The 14,405-nt window shown below is 69.6% G+C and carries 15 protein-coding genes; 8 read left to right on the top strand and 7 right to left on the bottom strand.

Features of this window, described 5'->3' with window-relative positions; all coding sequences use genetic code 11:
- The first annotated feature begins 97 nt into the window (after positions 1-97).
- Entirely contained in the window at positions 98-1,507 is a 1,410-nt protein-coding gene (locus tag OH802_RS27290) for a PhoH family protein (RefSeq protein WP_406023508.1), read from the top strand.
- A 188-nt stretch (positions 1,508-1,695) separates the two neighbouring features.
- A complete protein-coding gene (locus OH802_RS27285) occupies positions 1,696-2,406 on the top strand; it encodes a lytic transglycosylase domain-containing protein (protein ID WP_406023507.1) in 711 nt (236 codons plus the stop codon).
- A gap of 102 nt (positions 2,407-2,508) precedes the next feature.
- On the opposite strand, the gene OH802_RS27280 is transcribed toward OH802_RS27285, so the two are convergent.
- Both OH802_RS27280 and OH802_RS27275 read right to left on the bottom strand, forming a co-directional pair.
- The gene (locus tag OH802_RS27280; RefSeq protein ID WP_406023506.1) at positions 2,509-3,912 is read right to left on the bottom strand and encodes a class II fumarate hydratase; all 1,404 of its coding nucleotides are present in this window, start codon (positions 3,910-3,912) and stop codon (positions 2,509-2,511) included.
- 18 nt (positions 3,913-3,930) lie between these two features.
- Positions 3,931-4,611, bottom strand: a complete 681-nt coding sequence (locus tag OH802_RS27275) for a spermidine synthase (protein ID WP_406023505.1) — start codon at positions 4,609-4,611, stop codon at positions 3,931-3,933.
- A gap of 36 nt (positions 4,612-4,647) precedes the next feature.
- On the opposite strand from OH802_RS27275, the gene OH802_RS27270 reads away from it, so the two are divergent.
- The 6 genes from OH802_RS27270 (at position 4,648) to OH802_RS27245 (ending at position 8,417) form a co-directional block, all read left to right on the top strand.
- Positions 4,648-5,514, top strand: a complete 867-nt coding sequence (locus tag OH802_RS27270) for a glucose 1-dehydrogenase (RefSeq protein WP_406023504.1) — start codon at positions 4,648-4,650, stop codon at positions 5,512-5,514.
- Positions 5,514-6,014: a DUF6328 family protein gene (locus OH802_RS27265; protein ID WP_406023503.1), complete on the top strand. Its 501-nt coding sequence runs from the start codon at positions 5,514-5,516 to the stop codon at positions 6,012-6,014. Before OH802_RS27270 ends, OH802_RS27265 begins: the two co-directional genes overlap by 1 nt.
- A 60-nt stretch (positions 6,015-6,074) precedes the next feature.
- Positions 6,075-6,521, top strand: coding sequence for an NfeD family protein (locus OH802_RS27260; protein WP_406023502.1), 447 nt, complete (start codon positions 6,075-6,077; stop codon positions 6,519-6,521).
- 15 nt (positions 6,522-6,536) lie between these two features.
- Positions 6,537-7,565 (top strand): SPFH domain-containing protein, encoded by a 1,029-nt coding sequence (locus OH802_RS27255; RefSeq protein WP_406023501.1) that lies wholly within the window; start codon positions 6,537-6,539, stop codon positions 7,563-7,565.
- Between the two features lie 61 nt (positions 7,566-7,626).
- Complete coding sequence (locus OH802_RS27250) at positions 7,627-8,172, top strand: GNAT family N-acetyltransferase (RefSeq protein ID WP_406023500.1); 546 nt, start codon at positions 7,627-7,629, stop codon at positions 8,170-8,172.
- 17 nt (positions 8,173-8,189) lie between these two features.
- Positions 8,190-8,417: a hypothetical protein gene (locus OH802_RS27245; RefSeq protein WP_406023499.1), complete on the top strand. Its 228-nt coding sequence runs from the start codon at positions 8,190-8,192 to the stop codon at positions 8,415-8,417.
- Positions 8,418-8,572: 155 nt separating this feature from the next.
- On the opposite strand, the gene OH802_RS27240 is transcribed toward OH802_RS27245, so the two are convergent.
- The 5 genes from OH802_RS27240 to OH802_RS27220 all read right to left on the bottom strand — a co-directional run bounded on the left by OH802_RS27240 (position 8,573) and on the right by OH802_RS27220 (position 14,290).
- Positions 8,573-8,881: a zf-TFIIB domain-containing protein gene (locus OH802_RS27240; protein WP_406023498.1), complete on the bottom strand. Its 309-nt coding sequence runs from the start codon at positions 8,879-8,881 to the stop codon at positions 8,573-8,575.
- An 87-nt stretch (positions 8,882-8,968) separates the two neighbouring features.
- Positions 8,969-10,657, bottom strand: coding sequence for a fumarate hydratase (locus OH802_RS27235; protein WP_378829507.1), 1,689 nt, complete (start codon positions 10,655-10,657; stop codon positions 8,969-8,971).
- Between the two features lie 163 nt (positions 10,658-10,820).
- The gene (locus OH802_RS27230) at positions 10,821-11,720 is read right to left on the bottom strand and encodes a Gfo/Idh/MocA family protein (RefSeq protein WP_406023497.1); all 900 of its coding nucleotides are present in this window, start codon (positions 11,718-11,720) and stop codon (positions 10,821-10,823) included.
- 93 nt (positions 11,721-11,813) lie between these two features.
- A complete protein-coding gene (locus OH802_RS27225; protein WP_406023496.1) occupies positions 11,814-12,821 on the bottom strand; it encodes an NEW3 domain-containing protein in 1,008 nt (335 codons plus the stop codon).
- Between the two features lie 35 nt (positions 12,822-12,856).
- Positions 12,857-14,290, bottom strand: a complete 1,434-nt coding sequence (locus tag OH802_RS27220; protein ID WP_406023495.1) for a Gfo/Idh/MocA family protein — start codon at positions 14,288-14,290, stop codon at positions 12,857-12,859.
- Positions 14,291-14,405 lie beyond the last annotated feature (115 nt).

The following is a 14,405-nucleotide window of genomic DNA, read 5'->3' as shown; positions in this document are numbered from 1 at the left end:
CGGCACCCCGACTGACGGTCCACCGTCCGGTCCATCTGATTAACGATGAAATGACCGGACTCATGGGTGTATGAGCCGGTCGCGAGAGGTGATCCGCGTGGCCAACCCAACCACGAACGAGCATGTCACCGAGGCCGATGCGTCGGCCGCTCCGACACCGGCGTCGGATGCCCCAGAATCGGGAAGAGTTCCCTCCGAGAGCGATGCGCCTTCCGCGCGTACCTTCGTTCTCGACACCAGCGTCCTGCTCTCGGACCCGAAGGCCATGACGCGCTTCGCCGAGCACCAGGTCGTGCTCCCGGTGGTGGTGATCACCGAGCTGGAGGGAAAGCGGCATCATCCGGAGCTGGGCTACTTCGCCCGCTCCGCACTCCGGCAGCTCGATGGGCTGCGGATCACCCACGGTCGCCTGGACACCGCGGTCCCGGTCGGCGAGGAGGGCGGCACCATCCGTGTCGAGCTCAACCACACCGACCCGTCCTCGCTGCCGAGCGGATTCCGGCTCGGGGACAACGACACTCGGATCCTCGCGGTCGCGCGCAACCTGAAGGGCGACGGGCTCGACGTCACCCTGGTCTCCAAGGACCTGCCGATGCGGATCAAGGCGTCCGCGGTCGGGCTGAAGGCCGAGGACTACCGCGGTGAGCGGATCAACGACTCCGACCCGGGCTACTCCGGGATGGCCGAGCTGGACGTCGCCTCCGCGGCCCTCGACGAGCTCTACGACGACGGCGTCCTCGAGCTCGACACGGCCCGCGACCTGCCCTGCCACACCGGGCTGGTGCTGATGTCGGACCGCGGCACCGCGCTGGGCCGGGTCGGTCCCGACAAGCAGGTCCACCTCGTCCGCGGGGACCGGGAGGTCTTCGGGATCCACGGCCGCTCCGCGGAGCAGCGGATCGCGCTCGAGATGCTGCTCGACCCCGAGGTCGGCATCGTCTCCCTCGGTGGCCGGGCCGGCACCGGGAAGTCCGCGCTGGCGCTGTGCGCGGGCCTGGAGGCGGTCATGGAGCGCAACCAGCACAAGAAGGTGCTGATCTTCCGCCCGCTCTTCGCCGTCGGCGGCCAGGAGCTCGGCTACCTCCCCGGCACCGAGGGCGAGAAGATGTCGCCGTGGGGCCAGGCGGTCTTCGACACGCTCTCCGCGGTCACCACGCAGGACGTGATCGACGAGATCATCGACCGGGGCATGCTGGAGGTGCTGCCGCTGACCCACATCCGCGGCCGGTCTCTCCACGACTCGTTCGTGATCGTCGACGAGGCGCAGTCGCTGGAGCGCAACGTACTCCTGACGGTGCTCTCCCGCATCGGCGCCAACTCGAAGGTCGTGCTCACCCACGACGTCGCCCAGCGCGACAACCTCCGGGTCGGACGCCATGACGGCGTGGTCGCGGTGATCGAGAAGCTGAAGGGCCACCCGCTCTTCTCCCACGTCACCCTGACCCGCTCCGAGCGCTCGCCGATCGCCGCGCTCGTCACCGAGATGCTGGAGAACGTCGTTCCGTAATCCTTGTCACGTCAACGGCCCCGGACCGGTAAGGTCTGGGGCCGTTGTGATTTCTGTGACTCATGTTACGGAAGTGATGCTCAGGACGGTCATTTCTGACCTACAAACGGTGCGTCCGGTTTGATACGAGGTTGGTGCTCATGCATTGTTTGCGGGTCTGCAATGCCTCAGCCCCCGAATGAGAGCCCGTGACCAAGCCTGTTCATCGTGCCCCGCGACATCGCGGTGCGCCAGCGAATCCGCTTGTCGACGTTCCGCACAAGGCTGCGCGTACGACCGCCAAGACAACCCTCCTCCTCTCCGTCCTCGCCCTCGGCGGGACCGGCGCCGCAGTCGCAGGCGGGGTGGCCTACACCGGGCCAGCCACCGACGACCCGACGCTCAGCGCGGGTGAGTCGGCAGCCGCCGACATCCCCGAGCTCACCGACGCCCAGCGCGCCGCGATCGAGGCCGAGTCCGCCGCCCGCGGCAACGAGACCTCCCTGTCGCGTTCGGCCGGTGACCGCCGCGAGGTCGCCGACCCCGGCAAGCAGGCCGCCCTGTCGGCCGGCAACGACGTGCGGGCCATCGCCGGCGTCGAAGAGATCGAGATCGATCTGCGCAACCCCAAGGACATCGCCAAGTCGATGCTCGGCGACTTCGGCTGGGGTTTGGACCAGTTCTCCTGCCTCGAGCCGCTCTGGGAGAAGGAGTCGGGCTGGAACGTCAGCGCCGCCAACCCCTCCTCCAGCGCCTACGGCATCCCGCAGGCCCTCCCCGGCTCCAAGATGGCCTCTGCCGGCGACGACTGGGAGACCAACCCCGCCACCCAGATCGAGTGGGGCCTCGGCTACATCAACGACCGCTACGGTTCCCCCTGCGGCGCCTGGAGCCACTCCCAGTCCGCCGGCTGGTACTGAGCAGAGGCCGAGTCGGCCCAACCTGACATCAAATCCCGTCGAGTCGGCGCGTCATGACGCGCCGACTCGACGTGGTTCTTGGTCAGGATGAGCTGACTCGGGTCAGGGGTGGGTCATCGACTCGACGTCCAGGGCTTCGTCCAGCTGGGCTTCGGTGAGGGTGCCGTCGGCGACGTAGCCGAGCTTGATGACGGTGTCCTTGATCGTGGCGCCCTCGGCGAGGGCCTGCTTGGCGACCTTGGCGGCGGCCTCGTAGCCGATGTACTTGTTGAGCGGCGTGACGATCGAGGGGGAGGACTCGGCGTAGGCGCGAAGACGCTCGGGGACGGGGACGATCCCGTCGACGGTGCGCTCGGCCAGGACGGTCATCGAGGTGGAGAGCAGGCGGATCGACTCCAGGATGTTGCGGGCCATCACCGGCATCGCGACGTTGAGCTCGAAGGCGCCCGAGGCGCCGGCGGCGGTCACCGCGGCGTCGTTGCCGATCACCTGGAAGGCCACCATCAAGGTCGCCTCAGGCACGACCGGGTTGACCTTGCCGGGCATGATCGAGGAGCCCGGCTGGAGGTCGGGCAGGTGGATCTCGGCCAGGCCGGTGGTGGGGCCGGACGACATCCAGCGCAGGTCGTTGTTGATCTTGATCAGGCCGACCGCGAGCGTCTTCAGGACGCCGGAGAGCTCGACCAGCGAGTCGCGGGTGCCCTGGGCCTCGAAGTGGTTGCGGGCCTCGGTGAACGGCTGGCCGGTGCGGTTGGAGAGGTCGGCGATCACGGCCTGCGGGAAACCGGCGGGCGTGTTGATGCCGGTCCCGACCGCAGTGCCGCCCAGCGCCAGCTCGCGCACCCTCGGCAGCACCGACTCGAGCCGCTCGGCCGCGTAGCGGACGGTGGCTGCGTACCCTCCGAACTCCTGTCCCAGGGTGACCGGCGTGGCGTCCATCAGATGCGTACGCCCCGACTTCACCAGGCCGGAGAACTCCTGGGCCTTCGCCTCGAGCGAGCCGGCCAGCACGTCGATCGCGGGCAGCAGCTGCTCGGTGACGGCGACGGCGGCCGCGACGTGGATCGCGGTCGGGAAGGTGTCGTTGGAGGACTGGGAGGCGTTGACGTGGTCGTTGGGATGTACGCTCTGCCCATTTTCTGGGGAACCGGCCAGAGCCGCCAGCGACGCGATCACCTCGTTGGCGTTCATGTTGGAGGAGGTGCCGGACCCGGTCTGGAAGACGTCGATCGGGAACGCGTCGTCGTGGCGTCCCTCGGAGACCTCGCCCGCGGCGGCGATGATCGCCTCGGCCTTGTCGCCGGGCAGGACGCCGAGGTCGAAGTTGGCCTTCGCTGCGGCTGCCTTCACATGACCGATCGCATGGATCAGCGCCGGCTCGATGGGCGTGCCCGAGATGGGGAAGTTCTCCACGGCCCGCTGGGTCTGGGCGCGCCACAGCGCGTCCTTCGGGACCCGGACCTCTCCCATGGAGTCGTGCTCGATGCGAAAGCTCATGTCGTCCATGTCTGATTCAACCTTTGACTAGTTGGTGCCATTCCCGCGCGAGACCCCGCCGGCAGAGAGCCGGCCCACATAGAGCCAGTACGTCTCGGAGTGCCCCTGCAGGTCGACCGGGTAGGAGAGCGCCTCGGCGTCGTCGAAGACCTGCGCCATCACCTCCAGCAGCGCCGGAGCCTTCGCTGCCGACCACACCACCACGGTGCCACCCGGGGCCGTCGCTCGCCGCGCATCCGCCAGCGCGGGCGCCTCGTAGAGCGCCCCGTTGGCGTCGTGGACCAGGTAGCCGGGGCCGTTGTCGACGTCCAGCAGCACGACGTCGTACGCCTCGGCCCGGCTCTCCCGCAGGACCACGGCCACGTCGGCCACCTCGATGTGGACGCGCTCGTCCTTCAGCAGGTCGGGGCCGTGGGGGATCCGGCCGGTCCGCATCCACTCGACCAGGCGCGGCTCGATCTCGACGACCGTGACCGCCTCGACCCGTGGGTCGGTCAGCACGGCCTCGAGGGTGAACCCGAGCCCGAGGCCGCCGATGAGCACGTGCTTCGGCGCCGGGTGCAGCTCGAGGGCGTGTGTGGCCAGTGCCTTCTCGGTCGAGGTCTCCCGGGTGTCCATCACGAAGATCCCGTTGGCCCGCAGCTCCAGGTGGCCGTCCGCTCGATGCCGTAGGGCCAGGCCGCCGTCGACGATCACCGATTCGCTCACGGTTCCATTGTGTCCGATATGGGTACCGGACAGGTCATGAGCGATGACAACACCCAGTTCCCAGCCCAGCAGCAGGAGCCTCCCGGGCTCACCGGTGAGATGGACCCGCTGCCCGACCACGGCGAGTCCAGCTACCAGGGCCACGGCCGCCTCGACGGCAAGGTCGCGCTCATCACCGGTGCCGACTCCGGCATCGGCCGCGCGGTCGCCATCGCGTACGCCCGTGAGGGGGCCGACGTGGCCTTCACCTACCTGCCGGAGGAGGAGCCGGACGCGCAGGCGACCTCGAAGCTGGTCGAGGAGGCCGGACGTACGCCACTGGCGATCCCGATCGACCTGCGCGAGCGCGAGGCGTGCGACGAGGTCGTCGAACGCACCGTGCAGGAGCTCGGCGGCCTCGACATCCTGGTCAACAACGCCGGCTACCAGTTCGCCCGCGACAAGGGCTTGACGGACATGGACGACGAGCGGATCGACCGGACGTTCAAGACCAACCTGTACGCCCTGCTCTGGCTGACCCGGGCAGCCGTCCCGCACCTGCGGAAGAGCAACGGCTGCGTCATCAACAACGCCTCGATCCAGGCGTACGAGCCCTCGACCAGCCTGCTCGACTACGCCGCGACCAAGGCGGCCATCAACAACTTCACCGTCAACCTGGCCGCAGAGCTCGGACCCGACGGGGTCCGGGTGAACGCGGTGGCGCCGGGGCCGATCTGGACCCCGCTGCAGCCGGCGACGCAGGCGCCGGAGAAGGTGCAGAAGTTCGGGGCCAACACGCCGCTGGGGCGCGCCGGTCAGCCGGCCGAGGTCGCGCCCGCGTTCGTGTTCCTGGCCTCTCCGGCCGAGGCGTCCTACGTCTCCGGCACCGTTCTCGGGGTGACTGGGGGACGGCCGGTGTTCTGATGGCCGCGAGCAGCTTTCACCGCGATGCGATCGAGGGTGGTGGTCCGGACGAGGGCCCGGAGGAGCGGATCACCCGTAACTGGAACGAGCTCCTCCAGGAGCTGAGGGTGCTGCAGACCGGCGTGCAGATTCTGACCGGTTTCCTGCTGACGGTCCCGTTCTCGCCCCGCTTCCCGGACCTGGCCGACCATCAGCAGACGATTTACCTCGTGGTGCTGGTCGGCTCGGTCATCACCACGTCCCTCATCATCGCTCCGGTCTCCTTCCACCGGATCCTGTTCCGCCGCCGCCAGCGGCCGTGGCTGGTCAAGGCCTCGCACGGCTGTGCACGGGCCGGACTGGCAGGATTCGCGGTCACCTCGGCGCTGGTCGTGCTGCTCGTCTTCGACGTCGTCCTCTCCTTCGGGGCCGGGGTCGTCGCCGCCATCGCCGTCCTGGTCCTGTTCGTCTCGCTATGGGCCGGCCTGCCGCTGATGAATGGGCGAAACAACTCCCACTGATCCCATGTGATCACCACCACACCGGGAGTACGCTGGTCGGAAACCGAGTCTGGTGGGCTTATGTGGTCGTTCTTCTGGATCCTCGTCGCGGTGCTCCTCGGAGTGGCCGAGGCGTTCACGATGACGCTGGCGTTCGCTTTCGTCGCCGGCGGGGCGCTGCTTGCCGCGGGCAGCGCGGCCCTCGGCGCGCCGGTGCTGGTGCAGCTGCTCGTCTTCGTCCTCGCGGGCGGTGGCAGCGTGCTGCTGGTGCGGCCGGTGGCGCGTCGGCACCTGGCCATGCCGCCGCCCTCGCGTGACGGCACTGACGCGCTCGTCGGCCGTCAGGCGGTCGTCCTCGCGGAGGTGAGCTACGCGCACGGTCTGGTCCGGCTCGCGGGCGAGGAATGGACCGCCCGCCCCTATGACGAGGACCTGGTCATCCCTGTCGGATGCCGGGTCGACGTGCTCGAGATCGAAGGCGCGACGGCGCTCGTGCATCCGCGGGACCCGCTGTCGCTGTCCCCTTAGAGGAGGGCGTACGAGATGGAACTTCTGCTGATCGTTCTGGTCATGGTCGCGCTGGTGGTGGGGGCGGTCGCCTCGACGGTGCGGATCGTGCCACAGGCCCGGCGCTACAACATCGAGCGCTTCGGGCGCTACCGGATCACGCTGCAGCCAGGGCTCAACTTCGTGATCCCACTGGTGGACCGGGTCAACACCAAGCTGGACGTACGCGAGACGGTCTACTCCTCCAACCCCCGGCCCGTGATCACCGAGGACAACCTGGTGGTCAACATCGACACGGTGCTCTACTACCAGATCACCGACCCGCGGTCGGCCGCCTACGAGGTCGCCAACTACCTGCAGGCGATCGACCAGCTCACCGTCACCACGCTGCGAAATCTGATCGGCTCGATGGACCTGGAGAGCACCCTGACCTCGCGCGAGACGATCAACGCGCGGCTGCGTGAGGTGCTCGACGACGCCACCGGGAAGTGGGGGATCCGGGTCAACCGGGTCGAGATCAAGGCGATCGACCCGCCGGCCTCGATCAAGGAGGCGATGGAGAAGCAGATGCGCGCCGAGCGTGACAAGCGTGCCGCCATCCTGCACGCGGAGGGTAAGCGGGCCTCGCTGATCCTCGAGGCCGAGGGCACCCGGCAGAAGTCCATCCTGGAGGCGGAGGGCAACCAGCAGGCCCGGATTCTCGAGGCCGAGGGTGAGGCCACGGCGCTCGAGCGGGTCTTCCAGGCGGTCCACGCCAACGACGCCGACGCCAAGGTCCTGGCCTACAAGTATCTCGAGATGCTGCCCTCGCTCGCCTCGCACGGCAACTCGTTCTGGGTCATCCCAGGCGAGCTCACCGAGGCGATGCGTACGGTCACTGGCGCCTTCGCCGACAACGCCTCCTCTATGCGGTCGGCGAAGGTCTCGGACAACGGCGACGACGCCCGACGTACGCCGCCGGTCCCCTCGCCTCGCGACGCCATCGAACAGGCCGAGCACGAGGCCGCCAAGGCGGTCGAGGCGGCCCACGAGGAGTCGGCCCGGGCGGATCGCATCATCGGGTGACGCTGCGAAGGTCGCAGAAACCCGTTTCCTGAGGGCACCCGGTCGCTGACAGGATGGCCGGGTGCCGCTGATCACTCCGACACTGAAGACCGAGCGGCTGCGGCTACGGCCGTTCGCCGACGCCGATGCCGAGCCGCTGTTCGCCCTCCACAGCGACGCGTACGTCCTGCGCTACTGGGACTCGCCGCCCTGGACCGAGCGGGCGCGTGCCGAGCAGTTCATCGCCCGGAGCCATGCGATGGCCGAGGAGGGGAGCGGGGCGCGGCTCGTCATCGAGCGCGACTTCACCTTTGTCGGCTGGTGCACCCTGAACTCCTGGAACCCCGAGTTCCGCAGCGCCTCGCTGGGCTACTGCCTCGCTCGGGCAGGGTGGGGTCAGGGCATCGCGACAGAGGCCGCGGGCGCGCTCTTGGAATGGGCGTTCGACACGCTGGACCTGAACCGGGTCCAGGCCGAGGCCGACACCCGCAACGCCGCCTCCGCCCGGGTGCTGGAGAAGCTCGGCTTCACGCTGGAGGGGACGCTGCGCGAGGACTGCGTGGTGAACGGCGACGTCTCGGACTCGTGGGTCTTCGGGCTGCTCCGGCGGGAGTGGTTCTCCCGGTAACGGGTACCGCACCGGACATGAGCCAACAACCGCTACCAGCAGAGGGGCCCGACGACCCCGAATACACCGACGAGTCCGGGCAGGTCTCCGAGACCCAGCGCCTCGACGAGGACGAGGGCGGCACGCCGATCGCGCCCGCGGACTCGACGGCGGGCTATCCCGACTCCGAGTCCGGCAGCCCGGATACGCAGGGGTCCGGACCGGGCGAGGCGCCGCCCGGGAACCGGCGCGACAACGACGTCTAGCGGTTCCTGGGCTGGTGCGCGCCGAACTCGCTGAGCTCGCGGAACCCCCGATCCGACGGGAGCGGCGGCCATAGGGCCTGCGGGAAACCCCTGCGACACACCGCATGTCGGTGTGTCGCAGGGACCGTCAGGCGCGTTCGCGGCCTCCAGCAGGATCAGCCGAAGAGGTCACCCAGCCAGGACTCGCGGTGGTGGCCGCGTCGGTTGTCCTGGCGGCGGTCGTCGTCATAGTCGCGCCGCTCGTACTCCCGCTTGTCATAGCGTCGCTCGTCGCGCTTCTCCTGGCGCTGCTCCTGGCGCGGCTGCTGGTAGCCGCCGGGCTGCGGGGCGCCGACGGACCGTTCGACGATCTTGTCGATCTCGCCGCGGTCCAGCCATACGCCACGGCACTGCGGGCAGTAGTCGATCTCGATGCCTTGGCGCTCGCTCATCACCAGGGTGGCACCGTCGATGGGGCACTGCATGGGGGTCTCCTCGTCGTCGGGGATCGGCGCCCATCAACCTATCCGGTCGTCCGGCATCGCCGAGGCTCAGCGCCGGCGGGCGTTCGCTCAGCGTTCTTTCGACCGCACCCTGATCCCGGTGAGGGGGACGGTGGTCGTTCCGCTCGGGTCGGTGAAGAAGTCGTTGCCCTCGCCGTCGACGACGATGAAGGCCGGGAAGTTCTCGACCTCGATCTTCCAGACCGCCTCCATGCCGAGCTCGGGGTACTCGAGCACCTCGACCGACTTGATGCAGTCCTGCGCCAGCCGCGCGGCGGGGCCGCCGATGGAGCCGAGGTAGAAGCCGCCGTAGGTCCCACACGCCTCGGCCACGACCTTGGAGCGGTTGCCCTTGGCGAGCATGACCATCGAGCCGCCCGCGGCCTGGAACTGCTCGACGTAGGAGTCCATCCGGCCGGCGGTGGTCGGGCCGAAGGAGCCTGAGGCCATCCCCTCGGGCGTCTTGGCGGGCCCGGCGTAGTAGACCGGGTGGTTCTTCAGGTAGTCCGGCATCTCCTCGCCGGCGTCGAGGCGCTCCTTGATCTTGGCGTGCGCGATGTCTCGGGCCACGACCATCGGGCCGGACAGGGAGAGGCGGGTCTTGACCGGGTGCTGCGACAGCGTCGCCAGGATCTCCGACATCGGCTGGTTCAGGTCGATGTCCACGACCTCGCCGGCCGAGATCTCCTCGGCCATGCCGGCGTCGGGCATGTACTGCGCCGGGTCGGTCTCGAGCTGCTCGAGGAACACTCCGTCGCGGGTGATCTTGCCCAGCGCCTGGCGGTCGGCGGAGCAGGAGACCGCGATCGCCACCGGGCACGAGGCGCCGTGGCGGGGGAGCCGGACGACGCGTACGTCATGGCAGAAGTACTTGCCGCCGAACTGGGCCCCGATCCCGAAGGACTGGGTGAGCTCGAAGACCTTCTCCTCCAGCTCCGTGTCGCGGAAGCCGTGGGCGCTCATCGAGCCCTCGGTCGGGAGGTTGTCGAGGTAGTGGGCCGAGGCGTACTTGGCCGTCTTGAGCGCGAACTCCGCGGAGGTCCCGCCGATGACGACGGCGAGGTGGTACGGCGGGCAGGCGGCCGTGCCGAGCGAGCGGATCTTCTCGTCGAGGAAGGTCAGGATCCGGTCGGGGTTGAGGATCGCCTTGGTCTCCTGGAACAGGAACGACTTGTTGGCCGAGCCGCCGCCCTTGGCCATGAAGAGGAACTTGTACTCCGGACCATTCTCGCCCTCGGTGGTCGAGTAGATCTCGACCTGCGCGGGCAGGTTGGAGCCGGTGTTCTTCTCCTCGTACGTGGTCAGCGGCGCCAGCTGGGAGTAGCGCAGGTTGAGCTTGGTGTAGGCGTCGAAGACCCCGCGGCTGACGGTCTCTGCGTCGTCGGCGCCGGTCAGCACACCCTCGGACTTCTTGCCCATCACGATCGCGGTGCCGGTGTCCTGGCACATCGGCAGGATCCCGCCCGCGGAGATGTTGACGTTCTTCAGCAGGTCGAGCGCGACGAAGCGGTCGTTGCCGGAGGCCTCGGGGTCGTCGATGATCTTGCGGAGCTGCTGGAGGTGGGCCGGGCGGAGGTACTGGTTGATGTCCTTCATCGCCTCGGCGGTCAGCCGGCGGATCGCCTCGGGGTCGACCTTGAGGAACTTGCGCCCGTCGACCTCGATCTCTTCCACCCCCTCGCTCGTGATCAAGCGGTAAGGAGTGTCGTCCTTGCCGGTCGGGAGGAGGTCGGAGTATCGGAACTCAACGTCAGCCACGGAAGAGAATCGTACGCCGCCCCCGGCCTCGGTCCCGGCCTCGGTCCCGGCGTCGGCTCCGGGGCCGACATCGAGGGCAGAGGATGTTGGCGCCAGCCTGCTCGAGAGCGGCGTGGAGTCGTGGCTGTTACGCGCGGGGCGGGCGGGGGCTGGGAGCCGGCCGTCAGGCGGCGGGCCCGGCTCGCAGGGCCGCCGATGCCGCGACCAGCGTCGCCACCACGGAGGTACTGAAGGCGGGATCCATCACCGCCGCGGCGCACGGGCCGCGGGACGGGCCGGACGGCGGCACCAGGCCGGAGACGAGCGCACGGTAGGTCTGGACCCCGCCCTGCCGTGGGCCCCGGGGCAGGCGGTGCACGCAGTCGTCGGCGCCGACCAGCTCGAGGACGTCCTGCTTCCTGGACGCCGAGACCGACACCAGCGACCGCGCGCTCGCCCCTCGCGCATGGGTGGTCTCGAGCACGATGCCCTCGTCGGTACGGCGGGCCGAGACGGTCGTCACGTCACCGAGCGCGACCTGCAGGGCGGCGAGCACGTGGGGTCCGAGATCCCACAGGGCGCCGTCGGTCTCGCGCCGCCACGCAGATCGGCCGAAGGGGTCGTCGCCGACCGTGGCCGTGTTCGTGAGCACCGCTCTCGCTGATGACCACGTGCGTTCGGCCGCGGCGCCCAACCACGGGGCGACGGTGCTGTCGAGCAGCCGGGAGTAGTGGACGAGCACCGGCTCGGGATGTCCGTGCAGCCGCTCGGCCTGCTCGACCCGACGGGCCACCGGCTTCTCGAGCAGCAGCGCCTTGCCGGCGTCCAACGCCGCCGGCGTCAGCCCGGCCTGGACGTCGGGCGGCACGCAGAACGCGACGACGTCGACCCGGTCCAGCAGGTCGAGGTACGTGCTCGCCGGCTCGAAGCCGTGTCGGCGGGCCAGGTCGGCGAGGTCGGCGTCGTTGCGCGACCAGCCGTGGGTCAACCGCACCTCCGGTGCGGCGGCGAGCGCCGGCGCCACGGTCAGCCGGGCCCAGGGCCCGGAGCCCACCAGCCCCACGCGCAGGACGCGCTCAGGCATCGGTGAGCACCGCCACGAGCCGGGTGTGCCTGGACATGTGATCCTCGAACTCGCTCGGGTGCTCTCCTGACTTCGGCAACCTACCCGAGCGGGTCAGCCGGCGAGGCCCATCGCGAACACATGCAGGGCACTGTTGGCGGGCAGGACCACGAAGTCGACGGTCTTGCCGGCGGTCAGCGGCACCGAGTTGGCGAAGACCCGGTACTGGTAGGCCGCGTCGCCGTACCCGTCGGGTCGGTTGCGACCGACGCTCGAGGCGACCAACGTCGCGCCGTGCGCGTCGGCCTCCTGGAACGACCAGTTGGGCAGACCGGTCTCGTCCGTCGACGACGTGCCGTCGGTGTAGAAGACGGTGACCGTGCCCGTGGCACCGAAGCTGCTGCCCGAGCCGAGCAGGACCAGCGCGTCGCCGCTGCCGCTCACCTTCACGGCTTGGCCGCCGCTGGCGACGTTGTCGGCCGTGCCAGGCGCGACGTCGGGCATCGTCAGGGTGGCGCCCAGCGCCTCGACCTCGGCCCCCCGGCCCAGGCCCACGTCGGCCAGCTTCTGGGCCGAGAAGCTGTTGCCGGCACCGTCGAAGTTCCCGGCGGTGGTGGCGCTCTCGTCGGTGACCCCGGTGTTGTTGAAGGCCGCCGCCAGATTGGCCATCGGCTCGCCGGAGCGCTCCACCCGCGTGCCGACCGCGGCACCCGCGCCGTCACCGCCGCGGTAGGCGGCCGTGGCGGTGAAGGTGCGCAGTTGGAAGCCCGGACGCCGCGCGGGCACCCGCACCGAGAAGGTGACGGTGGCGCTGGCGCCCGGCTTCACGGCTCCCGAGACCGACCGCGAAGCCGGGGCGACCTGCCAGCCCACCGGTCCCCGGAGCGAGACCGTGAGCTTGCGCAGCGCCGCCGTCGATTGGTTGCGGACTGTGACCGGCACCTCGACGATGGCCGGCCCGTCGAGGTCGACCGCTCCGATGGTGACGCCGACCGTCTGCGTGGTCGCCGCAGCCGCTGCCGGTGCCGGTGCCGCTGTGGTGGCGGCGGGGGCCACCAGAAGACCGCCGAGGGCGATCGTGAGCGCGAGAGCCGCGCGGGCGATGAACGACGGAGCGACCATGGTAGGTGCCTTTCGGAAGGTGAGGTCGGTAGGGATCAGGGGACGGGGGGCATCTCGGTCTGGCGCGAGTCGAGGCCGACCCTCGGCTTGCGCCAATTGCCCCGGGTGAAGTCGGGGATCTCCACCGGCTTGCCGTTCTTGGCCAGCGACTCGACGCTCAGCGGGACCGGTGAGCACCACATGGCCGAGTCGTAGACGTCGATGTCGGGGACCAGCCCGGCGCGCATCGTCTGGATGAGACGCCACTGCAGGATGTAGTCCATGCCGCCGTGACCGCTCCCGGAGGCGTCGTCCTCGAGCTCCTTCCAGAGCCAGTGGTCGAACTCTTGGCGCAGCTCCTTGAAGCCGCGCCAGGTGTCGCCGCTGTGCAGCGGCTCGGCGTAGACACGGGCGCCGGTCGAGTCGCCGCCAACGTAGTCCTCGAACAGGCCGCGGCTGCCCTCGATGCTGTTGATGCGGCTGTAGGGCCGGGGCTGGCTCACGTTGTGCTCGGCGCTGATGGTGCGACCCCCGGAAGTGGTGATCTCGCAGCTGATGCGGTCGCCGTTGATGTACTCCTCCTTCCACGACCGGTGGTCGCGGGGGACGAAGCGCTCGCGGTAGTCGGCCAGGCCCCGCGGCGCGGTCGCGGTGGCGGCCAGCGTGACGGCTCGGTCGCCGCGGTTGACGTCCATCGCGGCAGCGATCGGCGCCAGGCCGTGCATCGGGTAGAAGCTGGCGGTGCTGCGGGTGTGCCACAGGCGCCGCCAGTCGTCGGTGTAGTAGCCGTCGTTGAACAGCAGGGCTCGCAGATCGTGCAGGTAGCCGCCGGCGCCGTGGGTGATGTCGCCGAAGACCCCCTCGTGCGCCATCTTGAGCATCGCCAGCTCGTTGCGGCCGTAGCTGCAGTTCTCGGCGAGCAGCAGGTGCTTCCGGGTCATCTCGGAGGTGTTGACGAGGTCCCACAGCTCGTTGAGCTGCGTGGCGATCGGCAGCTCGACGGCGACGTGCGCGCCGGCCAGCATCGAGGTCCGCGCCTGGTCGTAGTGGAACTCCCAGGGGGTGGCGATGTAGATGAGGTCGAGCTCCTCGCGGTCGAGCATCTGCTTGAAGGAGCCACGCTTGCCGCCGTACTCCTTGGGGCGGGTCTTGCCGCGCGCGACGAGGTCGTCGGCCACCCGCGTGGCGCGGTCGGCGCGGATGTCGCACACCGCGACCACCTGCGCGCCGGGGATGTCGGCCCAGCCACGGGCCATGCCGAAGCCGCGGTTGCCGAGGCCGATCAGCCCGATGCGGACGATCTCGTGCGCCTCGAAGGCCTGGTTGACCATGGTGCGCTGGCCGGCGGCCCGCGCCGGGGTGGCGCCGGCGGTGAGGGCGCCGATGCCCAGGGCGGCCCCGCCCACTGCGGCGGCGGAGCCCAGGACGCTGCGCCGGGAGAACCCGGTAGCGAGCTTGGTGTCGGGCGTGGTGATGGACGTCGTCTGCATGTCTTCGCTCCGAAGTCGAGGTCGGGCCGACACGGCCTGAGTGATCGTTTATGATCGAATCAACGCTTGTATCGGCAGAATCAATCGCTCAGGGAAGACTGTAGGGCACGTCACA

It is taken from the genome of Nocardioides sp. NBC_00850, assembly GCF_045207335.1.
In the GTDB taxonomy this organism is placed as follows: domain Bacteria; phylum Actinomycetota; class Actinomycetes; order Propionibacteriales; family Nocardioidaceae; genus Nocardioides.
Note: the sequence above shows the minus strand (reverse complement) of the source record. Positions and strands in the feature narration are given on the sequence as shown.

Coding starts and splice junctions, on each gene's coding strand:
- OH802_RS27230 (WP_406023497.1), bottom strand. CDS start 11,720: ATGCCTGAGCGCGTCCTGCGCGTGGGGCTGGTGGGCTCCGGGCCCTGG.
- OH802_RS27265 (WP_406023503.1), top strand. CDS start 5,514: ATGGCCGCGAGCAGCTTTCACCGCGATGCGATCGAGGGTGGTGGTCCG.
- OH802_RS27270 (WP_406023504.1), top strand. CDS start 4,648: ATGAGCGATGACAACACCCAGTTCCCAGCCCAGCAGCAGGAGCCTCCC.
- OH802_RS27240 (WP_406023498.1), bottom strand. CDS start 8,881: ATGCAGTGCCCCATCGACGGTGCCACCCTGGTGATGAGCGAGCGCCAA.
- OH802_RS27220 (WP_406023495.1), bottom strand. CDS start 14,290: ATGCAGACGACGTCCATCACCACGCCCGACACCAAGCTCGCTACCGGG.
- OH802_RS27255 (WP_406023501.1), top strand. CDS start 6,537: ATGGAACTTCTGCTGATCGTTCTGGTCATGGTCGCGCTGGTGGTGGGG.
- OH802_RS27260 (WP_406023502.1), top strand. CDS start 6,075: ATGTGGTCGTTCTTCTGGATCCTCGTCGCGGTGCTCCTCGGAGTGGCC.
- OH802_RS27245 (WP_406023499.1), top strand. CDS start 8,190: ATGAGCCAACAACCGCTACCAGCAGAGGGGCCCGACGACCCCGAATAC.
- OH802_RS27225 (WP_406023496.1), bottom strand. CDS start 12,821: ATGGTCGCTCCGTCGTTCATCGCCCGCGCGGCTCTCGCGCTCACGATC.
- OH802_RS27280 (WP_406023506.1), bottom strand. CDS start 3,912: ATGGACGACATGAGCTTTCGCATCGAGCACGACTCCATGGGAGAGGTC.